The organism is Pseudonocardia pini (assembly GCF_013870575.1).
In the GTDB taxonomy this organism is placed as follows: Bacteria; Actinomycetota; Actinomycetes; order Mycobacteriales; family Pseudonocardiaceae; genus Pseudonocardia; species Pseudonocardia pini.
This window is the reverse complement of record NZ_JACBXB010000754.1, coordinates 1-2679: the sequence shown is the minus strand read 5'-3', so window position 1 is coordinate 2679 and position 2679 is coordinate 1. Positions and strand designations below refer to the sequence as shown.

Genomic DNA, 2679 nt, shown 5'->3' with positions numbered 1-2679 from the left:
CCGCCCCGCCGCCGTCGTCGCGACCGTGCAGGCGCTGGGGGACGGGTTCACGCTGGTCGAGGCCGCGGACATGTCCGAGTCCGTGCGTCTGGAGGCCACCCGGCGGGACTTCGTGGCGAACGTGAGCCACGAGCTGAAGACCCCGGTCGGTGCGGTCGGGCTACTGGCCGAGGCCGTGCTGGACTCGGCGGACGACCCCGAGACCGTCCAGCGGTTCGCCACCAAGATCCTCCGGGAGTCCACGCGGCTCGGGGCGCTGGTCACCGAGCTGATCGCGCTGTCCCGGCTGACCGGCGCCGAGGCGTTGCCGGACCTCGACGAGGTCGACGTCGACGAGGTCGTCACCGAGTCACTCGCCCGCAGCAGGCTCTCCGCCGAGTCGGCGGGCATCGACGTCACGGTCGACGAGCCGTCCGGCCTCGAGGTCGCGGGCGACCGGACGCTGCTGGTCACGGCCCTGTCCAACCTGCTGGAGAACGCGATCGCCTACTCGCCCGCCGAGGCCTCGGTCTCGGTCAGTCGACGGCTGGAGGGCGACTGGGTGGAGATCGCGGTGACCGACCGCGGGATCGGGATCGCGCCCGAGCACCAGGTCCGCGTGTTCGAGCGGTTCTTCCGGGTCGACCCGGCCCGCTCCCGCGCGACCGGCGGGACCGGGCTCGGTCTCGCGATCGTCAAGCACGTGCTGGCGAACCACGGTGGCGAGGTGCGGTTGTGGAGCCGCCCCGGCACCGGCTCGACCTTCACCATGCGCCTCCCCGCGACGGGCACGTCCGCCCCGCGGGACTCCGGGGTCACGGCCGAGGCCGTCCCCGACCGAGAATCGGCCGGGGCAACCGGTCGAGCTGGAGGATGAGATGACCCGTGTGCTGATCGTCGAGGACGAGGAGTCCTTCGCCGACCCGCTCGCGTTCCTGCTCCGCAAGGAGGGCTTCACCGCCGCCGTGGCGACCACCGGGCAGGAGGCCCTGGAGGAGTTCGACCGCAACGGTGCGGACATCGTGCTGCTCGACCTCATGCTCCCCGGGATGAGCGGCACGGACGTCTGCAAGGCCCTGCGCACCCGCTCCGCCGTCCCCGTGATCATGGTGACGGCGCGGGACAGCGAGATCGACAAGGTCGTCGGGCTCGAGCTGGGCGCGGACGACTACGTGACCAAGCCGTACTCGGCGCGCGAGCTGATCGCCCGGGTCCGCGCCGTGCTGCGCCGCGGCGGGGAGGCCGCCGAGGCCGACGGCGCGGGGGTCCTGGAGGCGGGCCCCGTGCGGATGGACGTGGAGCGACACGTCGTGTCGGTCGACGGCTCCGACGTCCCGCTGCCGCTCAAGGAGTTCGACCTGCTGGAGTACCTGCTGCGCAACGCGGGCCGGGTGCTGACCCGCGGGCAGCTGATCGACCGGGTCTGGGGCGCGGACTACGTGGGGGACACCAAGACCCTCGACGTGCACGTCAAGCGGCTGCGGGCGAAGGTCGAGAAGGACCCCAGCGTCCCCCAGCACCTGGTGACGGTCCGGGGGCTCGGCTACAAGTTCGAGGGGTGAGGGTCACGGTCCGGGAACGGCGGGGGCACGGCCCGGTAACCTGATCCGCTGTGCGACTGGGTGTGCTCGACGTCGGTTCCAACACCGTGCACCTGCTGGTGGTGGACGCCCGGCGGGGCGGTCATCCGACCCCGGCCACCTCGCAGAAGGCGGAGCTGCGGCTCGCCGAGCACCTCGACACCGCGGGTGCGCTGACCTCCGCGGGATCGTCGTCGCTGCTCAAGGCGGTCGTCGAGGCGCGGGACTCGGCGGCGGAGCTCGGCTGCGACGACATGATCGCCTTCGCCACCTCCGCCCTGCGGGACGCGACCAACTCCGCGTCGGTGCTCGCCCGGGTGCGTGCGGAGACCGGCGTGGCGCTGGAGGTGCTGCCGGGCGAGGACGAGGCCCGGTACACGTTCCTGGCCGTCCGCCGCTGGTACGGGTGGTCGGCGGGCAGGCTGCTGTGCCTCGACATCGGCGGTGGCTCGCTGGAGCTCGCGGCGGGGCGAGACGAGCACCCGGCGTCCGCGGCCTCGCTCCCGCTCGGCGCGGGCAGGCTCACCCGCGAGTGGTTCTCGCAGGACCCGCCCACGCGCCGGGAGGTCGAGGCGCTGCGCGAGAAGGTGGACGCCGATCTCGCGCCCGTCGCGCGGGAGCTGCGGAAGGTGGGGGAGCCGGACCTCGCGGTCGGCACCTCCAAGACGTTCCGGTCGCTGGCCAGGCTCACGGGCGCGGCGCCCTCCGGTGCGGGGTCGCGGGCGCGGCGGGTGCTGACCCATGCGGGCCTGCGCCAGCTCGGGTCGTTCATCACCCGGATGTCCTCGGCGGACCTCGCCGAGCTCGAGGGCGTGAGCCCCAGCCGCGCGCACCAGCTCGTCGCCGGAGCGGTCGTGGCGGAGGCCGCGATGCGGGCACTGAAGATCACGGAGCTGGACATCTGCCCCTGGGCGTTGCGCGAAGGAGTGATCCTCCGACGGCTCGACACGCTCGATGGGTCGGTCCGGGGCGACCGCTCGGCGCAGGACGCGCCCATGACACTTGGACGCTTGACGGCCGACGGGGCACGGTGTAGCGGATGAGTTCCGAGACCGATCAGCCGCGGCAGCGCACGGTCGCCGAGCTCCTCGCCGAGAACGGCGGGGCGGCGACCGGGCGT

3 protein-coding genes are annotated in these 2679 nt (G+C 73.4%); all 3 read left to right on the top strand.

The features are described from left to right. A partial coding sequence (locus H5J29_RS28360; protein ID WP_181784054.1) for a sensor histidine kinase occupies positions 1-856 on the top strand: 856 nt, incomplete at its 5' end. Between the two features lies 1 nt (position 857). Next, positions 858-1541 carry a response regulator gene (locus H5J29_RS28355; protein WP_181784053.1) on the top strand — a complete coding sequence of 228 codons (684 nt, stop codon included), beginning with the start codon at positions 858-860 and terminating at the stop codon, positions 1539-1541. A 50-nt stretch (positions 1542-1591) separates the two neighbouring features. After that, positions 1592-2602 (top strand): Ppx/GppA family phosphatase, encoded by a 1011-nt coding sequence (locus H5J29_RS28350; RefSeq protein ID WP_181784052.1) that lies wholly within the window; start codon positions 1592-1594, stop codon positions 2600-2602. Positions 2603-2679 lie beyond the last annotated feature (77 nt).

What these genes read in the sequence shown, in the direction of transcription:
- H5J29_RS28355 (WP_181784053.1), top strand. Translation starts at nt 858, where the DNA reads ATGACCCGTGTGCTGATCGTCGAGGACGAGGAGTCCTTCGCCGACCCG.